14 protein-coding genes and 1 pseudogene are annotated in these 13730 nt (G+C 61.9%); 6 read left to right on the forward strand and 9 right to left on the reverse strand.

Annotation, left to right across the window (positions count from 1 at the left end; genetic code table 11):
• Window positions 1-30 precede the first annotated feature (30 nt).
• Window positions 31-3534, forward strand: a complete 3504-nt coding sequence (gene carB / locus AC1D0N_RS15510) for a carbamoyl-phosphate synthase large subunit (RefSeq protein WP_477245307.1) — start codon at window positions 31-33, stop codon at window positions 3532-3534.
• Here the strand turns inward: carB and AC1D0N_RS15515 are convergent.
• Complete coding sequence (locus AC1D0N_RS15515; protein WP_477245309.1) at window positions 3531-4706, reverse strand: FAD-dependent monooxygenase; 1176 nt, start codon at window positions 4704-4706, stop codon at window positions 3531-3533. The genes carB and AC1D0N_RS15515 overlap by 4 nt on opposite strands.
• Window positions 4707-4796: 90 nt before the next feature.
• On the opposite strand from AC1D0N_RS15515, the pseudogene AC1D0N_RS15520 reads away from it, so the two are divergent.
• Both AC1D0N_RS15520 and AC1D0N_RS15525 read left to right on the forward strand, forming a co-directional pair.
• Window positions 4797-4980: pseudogene (locus AC1D0N_RS15520) on the forward strand (hypothetical protein); the annotation flags it as partial.
• 335 nt (window positions 4981-5315) lie between these two features.
• Complete coding sequence (locus AC1D0N_RS15525; RefSeq protein ID WP_477245311.1) at window positions 5316-6611, forward strand: hypothetical protein; 1296 nt, start codon at window positions 5316-5318, stop codon at window positions 6609-6611.
• A gap of 102 nt (window positions 6612-6713) precedes the next feature.
• On the opposite strand, the gene AC1D0N_RS15530 is transcribed toward AC1D0N_RS15525, so the two are convergent.
• The 3 genes from AC1D0N_RS15530 to AC1D0N_RS15540 all read right to left on the reverse strand — a co-directional run bounded on the left by AC1D0N_RS15530 (window position 6714) and on the right by AC1D0N_RS15540 (window position 8650).
• The gene (locus tag AC1D0N_RS15530) at window positions 6714-7106 is read right to left on the reverse strand and encodes a RidA family protein (protein WP_477245313.1); all 393 of its coding nucleotides are present in this window, start codon (window positions 7104-7106) and stop codon (window positions 6714-6716) included.
• A gap of 75 nt (window positions 7107-7181) precedes the next feature.
• Complete coding sequence (locus AC1D0N_RS15535) at window positions 7182-7646, reverse strand: cupin domain-containing protein (RefSeq protein ID WP_477245315.1); 465 nt, start codon at window positions 7644-7646, stop codon at window positions 7182-7184.
• Between the two features lie 260 nt (window positions 7647-7906).
• The gene (locus AC1D0N_RS15540; RefSeq protein WP_477245317.1) at window positions 7907-8650 is read right to left on the reverse strand and encodes a DUF899 family protein; all 744 of its coding nucleotides are present in this window, start codon (window positions 8648-8650) and stop codon (window positions 7907-7909) included.
• Window positions 8651-8828: 178 nt separating this feature from the next.
• Here AC1D0N_RS15540 and AC1D0N_RS15545 point away from each other — a divergent pair, with 178 nt between their 5' ends.
• The gene (locus AC1D0N_RS15545) at window positions 8829-9167 is read left to right on the forward strand and encodes a hypothetical protein (protein WP_477245319.1); all 339 of its coding nucleotides are present in this window, start codon (window positions 8829-8831) and stop codon (window positions 9165-9167) included.
• 273 nt (window positions 9168-9440) lie between these two features.
• Here AC1D0N_RS15545 and AC1D0N_RS15550 read toward each other — a convergent pair whose 3' ends face one another.
• Together AC1D0N_RS15550 and AC1D0N_RS15555 are read right to left on the reverse strand one after the other, a co-directional pair.
• A complete protein-coding gene (locus tag AC1D0N_RS15550; RefSeq protein WP_477245321.1) occupies window positions 9441-9929 on the reverse strand; it encodes a GNAT family N-acetyltransferase in 489 nt (162 codons plus the stop codon).
• Entirely contained in the window at window positions 9922-10878 is a 957-nt protein-coding gene (locus AC1D0N_RS15555) for a transglycosylase SLT domain-containing protein (protein WP_477245322.1), read from the reverse strand. Before AC1D0N_RS15555 ends, AC1D0N_RS15550 begins: the two co-directional genes overlap by 8 nt.
• Before the next feature lie 177 nt (window positions 10879-11055).
• On the opposite strand from AC1D0N_RS15555, the gene AC1D0N_RS15560 reads away from it, so the two are divergent.
• A complete protein-coding gene (locus tag AC1D0N_RS15560; RefSeq protein ID WP_477245324.1) occupies window positions 11056-11625 on the forward strand; it encodes a methylated-DNA--[protein]-cysteine S-methyltransferase in 570 nt (189 codons plus the stop codon).
• Window positions 11626-11673: 48 nt separating this feature from the next.
• Here the strand turns inward: AC1D0N_RS15560 and AC1D0N_RS15565 are convergent, their stop codons facing one another.
• Both AC1D0N_RS15565 and AC1D0N_RS15570 read right to left on the reverse strand, forming a co-directional pair.
• A complete protein-coding gene (locus AC1D0N_RS15565) occupies window positions 11674-12000 on the reverse strand; it encodes a hypothetical protein (protein ID WP_477245326.1) in 327 nt (108 codons plus the stop codon).
• A gap of 36 nt (window positions 12001-12036) precedes the next feature.
• Window positions 12037-12342: a hypothetical protein gene (locus tag AC1D0N_RS15570; RefSeq protein ID WP_477245328.1), complete on the reverse strand. Its 306-nt coding sequence runs from the start codon at window positions 12340-12342 to the stop codon at window positions 12037-12039.
• A gap of 52 nt (window positions 12343-12394) precedes the next feature.
• On the opposite strand from AC1D0N_RS15570, the gene AC1D0N_RS15575 reads away from it, so the two are divergent.
• Complete coding sequence (locus AC1D0N_RS15575; protein ID WP_112396569.1) at window positions 12395-12607, forward strand: cold-shock protein; 213 nt, start codon at window positions 12395-12397, stop codon at window positions 12605-12607.
• 440 nt (window positions 12608-13047) lie between these two features.
• Here the strand turns inward: AC1D0N_RS15575 and AC1D0N_RS15580 are convergent, their stop codons facing one another.
• Entirely contained in the window at window positions 13048-13659 is a 612-nt protein-coding gene (locus tag AC1D0N_RS15580) for a glutathione S-transferase family protein (protein WP_477245331.1), read from the reverse strand.
• Window positions 13660-13730 lie beyond the last annotated feature (71 nt).

The following is a 13730-nucleotide window of genomic DNA, read 5'->3' on the forward strand; positions in this document are numbered from 1 at the left end:
TGCAAGCCGCCCGCCGAACGGACCTATGACATGCCAAGACGCACTGACATCAAGTCGATCCTGATCATCGGGGCCGGCCCCATCGTCATCGGTCAGGCCTGCGAGTTCGACTATTCCGGCACCCAGGCCTGCAAGGCGCTGAAGGAAGAGGGTTTCAGGGTCATCCTGGTCAATTCCAATCCGGCCACCATCATGACCGATCCGGAACTGGCCGACGCCACCTATATCGAGCCGATCACCCCTGAAGTGGTGGCCAAGATCATCGCCAAGGAGCGGCCCGACGCGCTGCTGCCGACCATGGGCGGCCAGACCGCGCTCAACACCGCATTGTCGCTGCGCCGCATGGGCGTGCTCGACCGCTACAATGTCGAGATGATCGGCGCCGATGCCACGGCCATCGACAAGGCCGAGGACCGCGCGCTGTTTCGCGAGGCGATGCAGAAGATCGGCCTCGAAACGCCAAAGTCGATGCTGGCCAACGCCACCGACGTCAAGAACACCGACCGCAAGACGCATGAGGCCGAACGCGCCGCGCTCAAGGCCGAAAAACCCGACAATCTCGACGCCGCGCTCGATGCGCTGGAAACCCGCTGGAACCTCGGCGAAGGCGACCGCAAGCAGCGCTACATCAGCCACGGCATGGCGATTGCCGCCCAGGCGCTCGACCATGTCGGCCTGCCCGCCATCATCCGCCCGTCCTTCACCATGGGCGGCACCGGCGGCGGCATCGCCTATAACAGGGCCGAATTCTACGAGATCGTCCAGTCCGGCCTCGACGCCTCGCCGACCACCGAAGTGCTGATCGAGGAGAGCGTGCTCGGCTGGAAGGAGTATGAGATGGAGGTCGTCCGCGACAAGGCGGACAATTGCATCATCGTCTGCTCGATTGAGAACATCGACCCGATGGGCGTGCACACCGGCGATTCCATCACCGTCGCCCCGGCGCTGACGCTGACCGACAAAGAATACCAGATGATGCGCAACGCCTCGATCGCGGTGCTCAGAGAGATCGGCGTCGAGACCGGCGGCTCCAACGTGCAGTTCGCCGTCAACCCGGCAGATGGCCGCCTGGTGGTGATCGAGATGAACCCGCGCGTCTCGCGCTCGTCGGCATTGGCCTCCAAGGCGACCGGCTTCCCGATCGCCAAGATCGCGGCAAAGCTTGCCGTCGGCTACACGCTGGACGAGCTGGAGAACGACATCACCGGCGGCGCCACGCCCGCCTCCTTCGAGCCGTCGATCGATTACGTCGTCACCAAAATCCCGCGCTTTGCCTTCGAGAAATTCCCCGGCGCCGAGCCGGTGCTGACCACGTCGATGAAGTCGGTCGGCGAAGTCATGGCCATCGGTCGCACCTTCCAGGAATCGCTGCAGAAGGCATTGCGTGGTCTCGAAACCGGCCTGACCGGGTTGGACGAGATCGAGATCCCCGGCCTCGGCCACGGTGCCGCTGTCGCCAACCACGCCGATGACCGCAACGCTATTCGCGCCGCCTTGGGCACGCCGACGCCCGACCGGCTGCGCATGGTGGCGCAGGCGATCCGCATGGGCACTTCGCTCGAAGACGTGCACGCCATGTGCAAGATCGACCCGTGGTTCCTCGAACAGATCGCCGGCATCCTTGATATGGAAGCCCGCATCCGCGAGCACGGCATCCCCGAGGACGCCGTCAATCTGCGCATGCTGAAGGCCATGGGCTTCTCCGATGCCCGCCTCGCCTCATTGACGAAGACCGACGCCGAAGTGATTGCGAAGATTCGCGAAAAGCTCGACGTTCATCCGGTTTATAAGCGCATCGACACCTGTGCGGCCGAGTTCGCCTCGCCCACCGCCTACATGTACTCGACCTATGAAGTGCCGTTCGCCGGCGCGCTTGCGAACGAGGCGCAGGTGTCGTCGCGCAAGAAGGTCGTCATCCTCGGTGGCGGTCCCAACCGCATCGGCCAGGGCATCGAGTTCGACTATTGCTGCTGCCACGCGGCCTTCGCGCTGCGCGACGCCGGCTATGAGGCGATAATGATCAACTGCAATCCGGAGACCGTGTCGACCGACTACGACACTTCCGACCGGCTCTATTTCGAGCCGCTGACGGCCGAGGACGTGCTGGAGATCCTGCGCGCCGAACAGGCATCGGGCGAGCTGGTCGGCGTCATCGTCCAGTTCGGCGGCCAGACGCCGCTGAAGCTCGCCGACGCGCTGGAGAAGGCCGGCATCCCGATCCTCGGCACGTCACCCGACATGATCGATCTCGCCGAAGACCGCGACCGTTTCCAGAAGCTGCTGCACAAGCTCGGCCTCACCCAGCCCAAGAACGGCATCGCCTATTCGGTCGAGCAGGCCCGCCTCGTCGCCGGTGAGCTCGGCTTCCCCCTGGTGGTGCGCCCCTCCTATGTGCTGGGCGGCCGCGCCATGCAGATCATCCATGACGAGGGCATGCTGCAAACCTATCTGCTCGACACCGTGCCCGGCCTGGTGCCGGAGGACATCAAGCAGAAATACCCCAACGACAAGACCGGCCAGATCAACACGCTGCTGGGCAAGAACCCGCTGCTGTTCGACACCTACCTCTCGGGCGCCATCGAGGTCGATGTCGACTGCCTCTGCGACGGCAAGGACACATTCGTGTCGGGCATTCTTGAGCACATCGAGGAGGCCGGCATCCATTCGGGCGACAGTGCCTGCTCGCTGCCGGTGCACTCCCTGCCCTCCGAGCTGGTCGACGAGCTGGAGCGCCAGACGGCGGCCCTTGCCCGCGCCCTCAATGTCGGCGGCCTGATGAACGTGCAGTATGCGATCAAGGACGGCATCGTCTATGTGCTGGAGGTCAACCCGCGCGCGTCACGCACCGTGCCCTTCGTCGCCAAGACCATCGGCCGGCCCATCGCCAAGATCGCCGCCCGCATCATGGCCGGCGAGAAACTGGAAGACGCCTTCGCCCATTACGGCGCCATGCCCGACCCCAGAAACCCAGGCCACATCGCGGTCAAGGAAGCGGTGTTCCCCTTCGCCCGCTTCCCCGGCGTCGACATTCTGCTCGGCCCGGAAATGCGCTCGACCGGCGAGGTCATGGGCCTCGACCGCGACTTTGCGCTGGCCTTCGCCAAGAGCCAGTTAGGGGCCGGCGTCGACCTGCCGCGCTCCGGCACGCTGTTCGTCTCGGTGCGCGACGAGGACAAGAAGGGCATTCTCGGCGCCGTGAAGCGCCTCGCCGGCCTCGGCTTCAAGGTGTTGGCGACTTCAGGCACCCAGCGCTTCCTCGCCGAAAACGGCGTCGACGCCCAGAAGATCAACAAGGTGCTGGAAGGCCGCCCCCACATCGAGGACGCCATCCGCAACCGCCAGGTGCAGATCGTCTTCAACACCACCGACGGCCAGAAGGCAGTGTCGGACTCGAAGTCGCTGCGCCGCGCCACGCTGATGCAGAAGGTGCCGTATTACACGACGCTGTCGGGGGCAGCTGCGGTGGCGGAAGCGATTGCGGCGCTGAAGGCGGGGAGCCTGGAGGTGCGGCCGCTGCAGGAGTATTTTGCCTAGAGCGAAGCGGCGGCCGCCTCGGCTTCGGCATAGGCGTCGTAGTTCCAGACCCAGGCGCGTTCCTGCCGCTGGGCGTCAAGCTGGCGGTCGCGGCTATGCAAGTCGCCGCTGGATGCGTCATAGCGAGCCCCACTCACGCGCGACATGCGCTGGACCCCGGCAGTCCGTTCGCGCCGCAGCTGCTCGTAAATCAGCAGCGCTCGTGGGGCAGACTTGCGGTCTGCATGGCTCAGCACGGTCGCCAGGGCAACGGCGTCTTCGATGGCCTGATTGGCCCCCTGTCCGATGTGCGGCAGCATCGGGTGGGCGGCGTCACCCAGAAGGGTCAGGCGCCCGCGAGTCCAGCTTGCCAGCGGCTCGCGATCGAACAGGCCCCAGCGAAACGTCGCTTTCACCTGGGCAATGATCGTCTCGACCATTGGATCCCAGCCGGCGAACTCCCGGGCAAGGGCGGCGGGCTCGCCCCGCGCCGACCATGACTCCTTCATCGGCTCGTCAGTCGTGACAAAGCCGACGTAGTTGATGAGCTGGCCGGCGCGCACCGGAAAGACGAGAAAATGCCGGCCCGGACCAAGCCAGTTGCGCATCGCCCCTGACGGCCACGAGACGCTCGCCGCCGGGATCACCCCTCTATAGGCGACCGATCCCGAATAGAGCGGGGCGGACGGGGCAACGACGAACTGCTGAAGGGTTGAATGGATGCCGTCAGCCGCGATCACGACGTCGGCCGCGGTGCGCAAGCCATTGGCGAAAGTGATGACGGCCTGCTCGTCATCCTGTTCGAAGCCGATGCATCTGTGACCAGTCTTCACAACGTCGGGAGATAGCCGGTCGACGAACATTGCCAGCAAATCGGCGCGGTGCATGCCGTGGAACTCGATCTGGCTGGCAAGCTCGGGGGGCCACATTGCCGCGGCATAGGATCCATCGGCGCGACGAAACTGTGGGTCGATCCATCTGGCTCCCGAGCGGATCAGTTCGTAACCGAGACCGAGCCGCCGAAGCATCCGGACACCGTTCGGCTGGATCGCGACGCCGGCGCCGACCTCGGCCAGGGCTGCCGCCTGCTCGTAGAGACGAACGTCAATGCCGCGTTTATGCAGGGCGTAAGCCGTGGCGGCGCCGCCGATGCCGCCGCCAACAACCGCCACGCGGAGTGGGCTCGTGCTCATGGCTCCGGCTGCTCAAGCATTGTCATTCCTTGGCCGGCACCGCGGCCGCCGTGACTATGGGCGCCCTGACGCCGACGCACAAGGCAGGCAAGAATCAACAAGGTGCTGGAAGGCCGCCCGCACATCAAGGACGCCATCCGCAACCGCCAGGCCGTATTACACGACACTGTCAGGCGCGGCTGCGGTGGCGGAGGCGATCGCGGCGCTGAAGGCGAGGAGCCTGGAGGTCAGGCCGCTGCAGGAGTATTTTGCCTGGGGGATACGAAGCCGCTAGCCGCACCGTTCTTTCTCTGTATGAGCATGATCCCACCACAGACAGTCGTCGGCAGGAATTATCAATCTATTTGACGACCGAGCTAAGCGGTAGCGTAGGAACTGCTGCTAGCCAAACTTAACGCCTTTCGCCAGGATATTAATCGGACTCGCCGTTCGAACACGGAAGGTCAGGCTGGCTAGACAAACGATGCTTTAGTAGCGGCACTTACAGTCCGCCCCCGCAATTTGCGGCAGACCGGCAATGCTATGATCTAGTTCCCATCCAGCTCGAAGGTTGGAAAATCGGCGAACATAGGGATATATTCTTCTCTTCACATTCGGGGGCTGATTCAGATGAAATACCTTGAGATTATCGATGATGCCATTGGGCTAGGAGACGTCGGGGACGCCAGTTCGCTAAACGACAGACTTTTGACCCTCACTCCAGAAAAGCTATTCGAACTAGTCGAAGCTGTTAAAGCCAATTTGCCAAAACCCGTATCTCAGGCTTCCCCATACTGTTTTGTCGGCAACACCGAAATGTCAGGACTTCCCTATCCTTGTTCCAGCTTCCAATGTCGAGACAACGCTTTTGGCAGTGCCGCGTCTTTTGCAGCCATGTATGCCGACGAGTTTGTTTTGTTCAATCCGTTCTTTGGAAATATTAAATCTAAAAAACCGTCTCTAGGGTCAATTCGAGAAATATCCTATTATCTTACCAAGCTTTTGTCGATTCACCCTCTAGTAGAGCGGAAAATAATAACGTTCACGGATTTCTCGACGTACAACCTCTGCAGAAGCTGCCTCAACAGAGGACTCTCTGGAGTTTTTACCGAATCTTCTGATATTAAGGACATGTATTTTGTAATTACCAAGAAATTTCTTGATGAAGTACAAGTTACTTTTGATCGGAAAATAGGTCGCGCTTTCGAATTCACTATCAAAAATTCAGCAGACTATGGGGGCCACTTCAATGGCGGTTTCTATCACGACGGCAACCAATTGCCCGCATCAATCGGAGAATTTCAGAAAAATCAGACTTTGACGAGAGAACAAGTGATAGAAATTGGAGCCGCTGCCGGTCCAGCCACTTTCCTATCGAACGACATAATACAAACGAACAAAACTGCGAGCGAATTTCGGATACAGAATATATCTACCACAACCAAGCAAATAGAGATAATGAAGGAGATATTCGGAAATGACAATTTCTCTAGAAATATAGATCTAAATTATCCATTCATAGCACAAAATGATATCAGAGACATATTGAAATTCAGAGATAGTGAGTGGCACCATCTTCACGATTTTCGGAAGCTAATAGGTGACGGTGTTAAGTCAGGCGACGACGTCTCTCTTCTTTTTAAGGATGAAGAGGCAAAAATGGAAAAGATCGTGCAAAAAAATCGGCGACTCCAAAACAGAAATCTCATTGACGGAGGCGGCAAGACAGCATTTCATGCTGTCGCTGCAGCAGCTACCGGGGGAATCTCAGCGATATTCGGCGCAGTGGTCGCAGCTTTTGGTGGGAAGCATATAACTGATACATTAATACCTGCAATTAGAGAAAGATTACAAGAACCCGAAGAATTAAGGGATTCAAAGATCTATTATGCGTGGAAATTGAAGAAGGCAATCAATCGCCATTGAGCCGCCATATTGAGTACCAACGAGGCGTTCGAAGCTCGAAAAAGCCAAGCTGAAAAGCCAAGCTATTGGCTTTTCGTCCGCTACGCGGGCCGCTTCTCACCCTCACGCCACCGCCACACATTCGATCTCGATATCAAACTCCATCGGCCATGACGCCACCGGCACGAAGCTGCGCGCCGGCGGGTTGACGCTGAAGTACTTGGCATAGACCCGGTTGATGGCGTTGTAGAAGCCGGAATTGACGGCGTAGATGCGCACCATCACCACGTTGTCGAGCGAGGTATCAGCCGCTTCCAGGCAATGTTTCAGCGCCTTCAGCGACGCCTCGGTCTGCGTTTCGATGTCGCCGCGCACCATCTCGCCGGTCACCATGTCCACCGGCGGCGTCGCCGAGATGAACACGAAGCCGTTGGCCCTGACCGCGGTCGAGCACGGCAAGCCGAGCGCCCGCACCTTGGCCGACATGACGGGCACCTCGATGACTTCCTTCTTCATGGTGATCCTCCCTGGGTTTGCGGGGAGCTTATCGCGCCACCGGCCGAACGCCAGCGCCGACGAATGGTCCAGCCCTCACCCCTGCCCCGGATACGGCGTGCCATCCTTGTGCAAGAACCGTCCGTCGGAACTGGGGCTCATCATGTCGATGTCGGAGCAAGTGATGACATCATCCTGAGAGCGTGAGCCGACCTCCAGATAGAGCGCCGTCGTAGCGGACCGGTTGATCAGGTGATGGCCATTGCCGCTGTTCTTGGCAAAGGTGGCGCAGTCGCCGGCCTTGAGCAGCGTCTCGCTGCCGTCTTCGACCAGCGTCAGTTCGCCTTCCAGCACATAGACGAACTCATCCTCATGGCTGTGCCAGTGGCGCTGGCTCGACCAGCCGCCGGATGGCAATGTCATCAGGTTGACGCCGAAATCGGTGAGGCCACCAGCATCGCCCAGCCGCCGCCGCGTGCGGGTGGCGCAAGGTGCATCGAAAGGTGCGGGATAGCCTGAGCCCTTGCGGGCGGGCACGGCGGACAGGTCGATCTTGGGCATGGGATTCTCCCTCGAGTTGGTGCAGGCATCTGAAGCGCCTGCCGTGGCGCCCTACGGCGCCCCCCTCTGTCCTGCCGGACATCTCCCCCACAGGTGGGGAGATTGGCAGCTTTCGCGCCGGCTTTCTTCTCTGCGACGTTGACAATTGGCGAAGGCTGCGGTGTCGGCCGATCTCCCCCCAAGTGGGGGAGATGTCCGGCAGGACAGAGGGGGGCGCCGTAGAGCGCCAGGTCATCTCTGAAGCACCACGGCCCTCCCCCTCATTGGCAGCACGCCTCGCAATACTGCAATTGCTCGTTCCAGTCCGGCCGACCTTGCGGTGTAAAATCCATCAGGTTCCACAGGATCTCGCAAGTGCCGATGGCGCGCGGGTCCTGGCCGGGTTCCTGCGGCGCGAAGCCAAGCTCGGAACTCCAGAAATGCCTGACGCCATCGGCATCGCGGTGGAACACCGACAGCAGCGGCAGCTGCGCGCCATCGGCGGCTTCCGCATTGTAGTCGCGCTTGAAGCTGTTGGAGGCGCAGGACAGCAGTCGCATGTTGCGCCAGCCTCTATCGCGGCCAAGCGTGAGCAGATTGTCGAGCGCGGTCTTGCCCACCACGGCGAAATTGAAGCCGGCAGCCTCGAGATGACCAATGGCACCGTCGAACTGATCAAGCAGGCCGGTGCAGGACGGGCACGGCTGGTCCGGCCGCGCGAGTTTCGCCGTGCCGCCGCTGGTCGCCACGTCGCGCGTTTCCTCCGGGTGGCGCGGAAACATCATGGAGTAGAGGATCAGCGTGTCCTTGCCCGGCGCAAACAGCTCCGACAGTTTGACCTTGGCCGGCCGGCCATCGGCGCCAAGCCCGTCGAACACATAATCCTGCGGCACCAGCCCGCCCGGCGGCAGCGCGCGCCGCGCCACGGCGACGTCTTCCATGACCCGGCGCAGCTCGATTTCCTTCTGCAGCAGTCTTTCACGGGCGGCGCGGTATTTCGCGGATTCATTGGGAAAGGTGATCATGGTCGGCTCCTTGGGTATCGCGCCGGCGTCCCGGCGCGGTTGCTCTGCAAACCAAGGACGTTTGGCAGCAATTGGTCCCGACATTTTTTGCACGCCGCTGCCGTGCCGCACTGCGGAACCTGTGCCGCTTCCCCGCATTCTTCCCATCGGCTAGAGCTTACGGGATCGGGGGAAAAAAATGCACGATGATGACGAGATCGACCTGCGCTGCCCGCAGATCGTTGCCGACAACGCTGCCAAGGGTTTGCGGCTGCGCGAAAAATTCGGCCGCGGCGGCACCGAGATCGGCGTGGCGCGGGCCACCGAACTGATGAACCGCGAAAAGCTCGCCCCCTCCACCATCCGCCGCATGGTCAGTTATTTCGCCCGCCACGAGGTCGACAAGCGCGGCAAGAATTACGGCAATGAGGCGAACCCGTCGGCAGGCCACATCGCCTGGCTGCTATGGGGCGGCGACGAAGGCCGCGCCTGGGCGCTCGAGCTCAAACGAAAGATCGGCAACGCACCTGACATCTGAGCGGGCGTCAGACACACCGATACCGAGCTGAAGAAGCAAGCTTGCGAGCGAACCGCCAAGAACAGGCGGGTCCCAAACCCCCGCCTGAGACCCGCCCGGGAGGGACCGACACATGCCGGCGCAGCCCACTCCGATATCTTGCCTCTCGCAGATCCCTGATCGGCCGAGCGGCGTGGATATGTGGTTAACATTTGCCTGCAGCGGCCTATGTGAAGCAGTTCACAAACCCAACGCATTCCTCGGGCGCGTGGCTTCGCGGCAGCAGAAACCGCCCTACCCTTCCCAGGCGACAGGCGTCATACCCAGCCGCTCGTAGAGCCGGACAGCCGCAGCGTTCTCGACGGTGTTGGTCTTCAGGTCGACATAAGCGGCGCCGCGCGCATGAAAGACGGCGAAGGCGTGCCACATCAGCGCCTCGGCAATACCCCTGCCGCGCGCCTCGGGGTGGACGGCAAGGTCCTTGACGAAGGCCCGCGTCCAGCAGAGCGCCGCCCCCGCCAGCCGGCCCTTGTCGTCGATGACCAGGAAGCACAAGGCCGGATCGAATTCGGCGTCACCTGCAATGCGTGGCCACCATTCGTCGAACGGACCGTCGCTGCCGTCGTCGAACACTTCTGTCAGCAGCGCATGCAAGGCGAGCGCATCAGAAGTCGCAAAGCCGCGCATGACAAAGCCTTCGGGCCAGCGCGGCATAACGAGCGTGTCGTCGAGGATCTTGCGCAGCCGGATGTCGTTGAGCGCCGGCGGACGCGGCTCAGGCATCGGGCTGCAGGCGCCGCCGTGAACGGTCGCGGCCAAGGCCGGTTTCTTCCAGCAGGCCCTTGCGCTTGGCGTCGTAGTAATAGCCGGTCTGGTAGAGCCGGTCGGCGCGCTTGGCATTGCCGTCGGAGACCAGCCAGGCGCCGCGCAGATACTTCACCGCATATTTGAGATTGGTCTCGGCATCGAACAGGCCGCTTGCCGGTCCGAGATACCCCATGCCGCGCGCCGTCGCGTGCTTGATCTGCATCAGCCCCCAATGGCCGTGATTGTAGGCCTTCGGGTTGAAGGTGCTCTCGCGGTTGACGACATGGCGCACCAGATCCACCGGCACCTGATAGAGCGCGGCATATTTCTCGATCAGCCGCTCGATTTCGCCGCGCGGTCCGGCTGCATGCTCCTCGGGCTGGCCGGGAGGCGCGAGCAGCGCCGGATTCTCAGGCACCACATAGGCGACTTGTTGAACGCCAGGCATCGGTGCTGCCTTCATCGTCTGCCCGGTGATCGGCATGGCGACGGCCGCGGTGGCATAGACGGCCTTGATGGAGCCGGGGCTTGTCGGCGATGTGCCGGCCATCACGGCCGGCGGTGGCGGAAACTGTCCGGCGATGGGTGTCGAGCCGGCAAAGGCGGCCGGCTGGGCCAGCGCCGCGCCAGGCTGCGCGGGCGGCGGCAGCGCCGCGCCAGGTGTCGCCGGCGCGCCTAGCGTCGCCGCGGCGACCGTCTCGCCGCCGGCTAGCGCCGCCGTCTGAACCTGGGCAAGACCGGACGGTTCCGGCAGCACGGCCACGGTTTCAGGCAGCGCAACCGTCGGCGTGTCGTCCACGACGGCAGGCGTGGCGGCCGCGGCAAGCGCCGGCATAGGCTTGGTCTGCGATGTCGAGGTGCAGCCGCTGAGGCCGGCCGCGGCAGCGAGCACGCCGATTGCGGTGATGATGATTTTCGCTGGCAAGCCGCGGGGGTCCAGTTTGTCGGGTTGTTAAGAAGTCCTTACACCAGCGCTTTTCCTGCGGCAATCAGGGCCATCAGGTGGTTTTCGGTTGGCGAGGTCGGGTGCAAGCTGCGATATTGTTCCCTATCTGTACCAGACATCTACCCGTTTCTTGGCCTTTTGCGAAAAGGAGCCACCATGGAAAACGCACCCGCGATCACAGCCGGCCACGCAGTGTTAGAAACAGTGATCGGCTTCATGGGCATCGCCTGGAGCGAGACAGGCCTGATCCGGCTTTGCCTGCCCGAGCGCAGTCGCGAGGCGGTTGAGCGCCGGCTGTTTCGCCATGCCGGTGTTTCCACCTCCACCGACCAGCCGCAATGGGTGGTCGAACTGATCGCCTCGATCAAGGCCTATGCGGCTGGCGAGGATATCGATTTCTCCGGCGTGCCGGTCGATCTCGCCGGCGTCGACGATTTCCGCCTTGCCATCTACGACGCGGCGCGAAAACTGAGCTATGGCGAAACCACCACCTATGGCGAACTGGCCAAGCGCGCCGGCCATGGCGGGCTCGCGCGGGAAACGGGATCTGCCCTCGGCGCCAACCCGGTGCCGCTGGTCATCCCGTGCCATCGCATTCTTGCCGCAGGCGGCAAGATCGGCGGATTTTCGGCACCGGGCGGCTCGGCCACCAAGGAAAAGATGCTGGCGATGGAAGGCGTGCGCGTCGGCCCGCCGCCGCCGGCACAGGTATCGTTCGGATTCTAAGGCCGGCACGTGAGCCCGACCCTGTTTCGGGATAACGCCTGGAAAACTCTAGTCCGGGAGAAGTCGCCGGCGGAAACGCCTCTCCGAATCCACCCGCTTGCAGATGTAGACCGGGCAGGATTTCGTGTCGGCGCTTGGCACATAGACGCGCTTCCTGACCTCGCCAATGTTGCAGAATTGTTCGCTCTGCACATAGCGATCGTAGAGCGGCAGCCCAGGCACGCGCGTCGACTGGTAGCGCAGGATGACCGCGCCTTGCCTGGCGATCGTCGCCTGCACCTCGCCGCAGCTCATATGGGTGGGGTCATAGCGCGAGATCGCCTGCGCCTCGGCGGCAACCAGCGTCAGGCATGCGGCAAGCAGAATGGTTTTCATGGTCTTCTCCCAAAACCGGACGAACGCCAGAAGGCGCTACGATCTTCCCGCCGCGCAGACCTCGAAACGCACAATCGGTTTTTCAGCAAGGAACATGCACACAATCAAGGCCATAGCGTACAATGAGTGCCAAAAAAGAGCGCGCGCCGTGGCCTTATTTTGCAACGCTTTCACGCGATTGGGGCGGTCGTTGGGCAGCGCCGCGGTGGCGCCTTTTTCCGCACCATCTTGTTTTTGGTGCAAAACCAGACTATATGCGTCCCATTGATATTTCGGCCGATCGATCCGGGCCTCGCGATCTTCGCGTTTGCTGACGTCTATCTCCAAAATCTCGATGCACACCGGCTGGACTTCGGTTCGGTCAAACTAAAGCAAATGTTGAAGGACTATCTAAATGGCAACTGGTACGGTCAAGTGGTTTAACTCCACCAAGGGCTTCGGCTTCATCCAGCCTGACAATGGCGGCGCGGACGTTTTCGTTCACATCTCCGCTGTCGAGCGCGCTGGGCTGTCGACCCTGGTCGAAGGCCAGAAGATCAACTTCGAGATCGAGCAGGACCGCCGCACTGGCAAGTCGTCCGCTGGTTCTCTGAGCAAGGCGGCCTGATTTGCGAATGGCGCGCGCCGGGCGGTAGCTCGGGGCGCGCGGCAAGTCACGGATGTACTGACGGTCGCGCGAGAAGCGCACCGGAGCGAAAAGACCCGACAAGCTGGATCAGCAGATAGCTGCCAGCCCGGACCAAACGCTCCCGATCAGGCTACCGGAAATGGGAAGGCGGGATTTATCCCGCCTTTTTATTTGCCTGGAGTTCAGCCTCCTTCTCCCCGTTTACGGGGAGTTGAGGAGTGGTCCGCGAAGCGGACGAAAAGCCAATTGCTTGGCTTTTCGAATGACGAACGCCCGGCAGGGCGATGAGGGGCAGCGCCCACACATCAGAACTTCCCATCACCAGACCAATCTTTGAGAAGCTGGCGCCGCCCCTCATCTGGCTGCCGCCACCTTCTCCCCGTGAACGGGGAGAAGGACGCTCTCATCGCCGACATCGCTTATCCCAACCATTCCATCGGCACATGCCCTGGATCCGCCTCGACCCGCTTCAGCCAGGCCGCCACCGCCGGATAGGCGTCGAGCTGGAAGCCGCCCTGCTCTGCCGTGTGCGTATAGGCATAGAGCGCGATGTCGGCGACGCTGAGGGCAGCGCCGGCGAAGAACGCGCTGCTTTCCAGATGCCTGTTCATCACGCCGAGCGCCTTGTTGCCGCGCTCCAGCGTCACCGCCAGCCGCTCCGGCGTCGCATCCCTGGCCCTTTCCGGAAAGGTCAGCAGCGCCTTGCGCACCGCGATATAGGGCTCGTGGCTGTACTGCTCGAAGAACAGCCACTGATAGGCCAGCCCCCGCTCGTACCGGTCGGTCGGCAGGAAGCGCGTGCCTTCGGCGAGATAGAGCAGGATGGCATTGGATTCGGCCAACCGCCGACCATCGTCGAATTCCAGCAGCGGCACCATGGCATTGGGGTTCTTGGCGACATAGTCGGCCTTGCGCGTCTCGCCGGTGTGCGAACTCACCTCGATGTTGGTGAAGGCGATGCCGAGCTTGGCCATCAACAGGCGCGGCTTGTAGCAATTGCCGCTGTCGATCATCCCGTAAAGTATGGTCATTGCCGCTCCCTTGGGGCTGCGCTCCCCGGCTGAGGCAATTATCGCGACGGGAACAGCGTCAACCAGTGATT

This window comes from Mesorhizobium sp. P2_E10 (genome assembly GCF_056404235.1).

Bases quoted from the DNA above. Each gene is read 5' to 3' on its own strand.
- carB (WP_477245307.1), top strand. From the start codon at position 31: ATGCCAAGACGCACTGACATCAAGTCGATCCTGATCATCGGGGCCGGC.
- AC1D0N_RS15515 (WP_477245309.1), bottom strand. From the start codon at position 4,706: ATGAGCACGAGCCCACTCCGCGTGGCGGTTGTTGGCGGCGGCATCGGC.
- AC1D0N_RS15525 (WP_477245311.1), top strand. From the start codon at position 5,316: ATGAAATACCTTGAGATTATCGATGATGCCATTGGGCTAGGAGACGTC.
- AC1D0N_RS15530 (WP_477245313.1), bottom strand. From the start codon at position 7,106: ATGAAGAAGGAAGTCATCGAGGTGCCCGTCATGTCGGCCAAGGTGCGG.
- AC1D0N_RS15535 (WP_477245315.1), bottom strand. From the start codon at position 7,646: ATGCCCAAGATCGACCTGTCCGCCGTGCCCGCCCGCAAGGGCTCAGGC.
- AC1D0N_RS15540 (WP_477245317.1), bottom strand. From the start codon at position 8,650: ATGATCACCTTTCCCAATGAATCCGCGAAATACCGCGCCGCCCGTGAA.
- AC1D0N_RS15545 (WP_477245319.1), top strand. From the start codon at position 8,829: ATGCACGATGATGACGAGATCGACCTGCGCTGCCCGCAGATCGTTGCC.
- AC1D0N_RS15550 (WP_477245321.1), bottom strand. From the start codon at position 9,929: ATGCCTGAGCCGCGTCCGCCGGCGCTCAACGACATCCGGCTGCGCAAG.
- AC1D0N_RS15560 (WP_477245324.1), top strand. From the start codon at position 11,056: ATGGAAAACGCACCCGCGATCACAGCCGGCCACGCAGTGTTAGAAACA.
- AC1D0N_RS15565 (WP_477245326.1), bottom strand. From the start codon at position 12,000: ATGAAAACCATTCTGCTTGCCGCATGCCTGACGCTGGTTGCCGCCGAG.
- AC1D0N_RS15575 (WP_112396569.1), top strand. From the start codon at position 12,395: ATGGCAACTGGTACGGTCAAGTGGTTTAACTCCACCAAGGGCTTCGGC.
- AC1D0N_RS15580 (WP_477245331.1), bottom strand. From the start codon at position 13,659: ATGACCATACTTTACGGGATGATCGACAGCGGCAATTGCTACAAGCCG.